Here is a 701-nt window from a genome sequence, read left to right on the forward strand (position 1 = left end):
CCGCTGCAGCAATGCTTTCAAGTGCCAAAAAAGCAGTCGCCCCTAAAGCGGTTTTGCCGACACGGCTAATACCCATACGCCGAGCTTTACGAGCGGTGAATCGTAAGGCGTAATCTTCTAGGGTTTGGTCAGCCACCCACTGGTTATAGTGGCGACGAACTTTAAGAATCTTCTGTTTGGCAGGCATAAGCTCTATAGCAAAAGTTTTATGTACTTATAAATGAGTATTTAGCTAGACAGGGTAATGCTTTTTTAGGGCGAAAACGAGCTTTAAACGTGTTAGGTCACGATATAACTAATGCCTAAAAGTCAGCACCCAAGCTGGCCTATTAGAATAAATGGTCTGACTTGGGCCTAACCATTCTAAGCAAGACTTGGTCAGAAAAGTGCCAAAACTTGCCGTTGAAGGTGCAATTTGGTTTTGGCCTAATCGTCATGAACTAGCTTGCTGGAAAATTAAGGCTTTGCTTCTAAAGCGGCTTTTTTTTGATATTAAGTTTTTGCTATCCTAAATATTTCTAAAAGAGCAACGCGATCATTATTAACCGTGGTAAAAATAGTAAAATTTAAACTTAAAGCGTTCATTTTCAAGGTTACGATAATCCGAGAGTTAGTGTTCAAAATCGTTATTTTATGCTTCGATAAACCACATGCTTCAGTACAAAAAGTAGCTTTACGACTACGCTTCTAGCTAAAGCAGA

Annotated in this window: 1 protein-coding gene; it reads right to left on the reverse strand. The window is 39.9% G+C overall.

Annotated elements, in window-relative coordinates; all coding sequences use genetic code 11:
• A partial coding sequence (locus A3757_RS21360; RefSeq protein ID WP_156506477.1) for a hypothetical protein occupies window positions 1–187 on the reverse strand: 187 nt, incomplete at its 3' end.
• Between the last annotated feature and the right edge of the window lie 514 nt (window positions 188–701).

The sequence above is a fragment of the Oleiphilus sp. HI0117 genome (assembly GCF_001635235.1).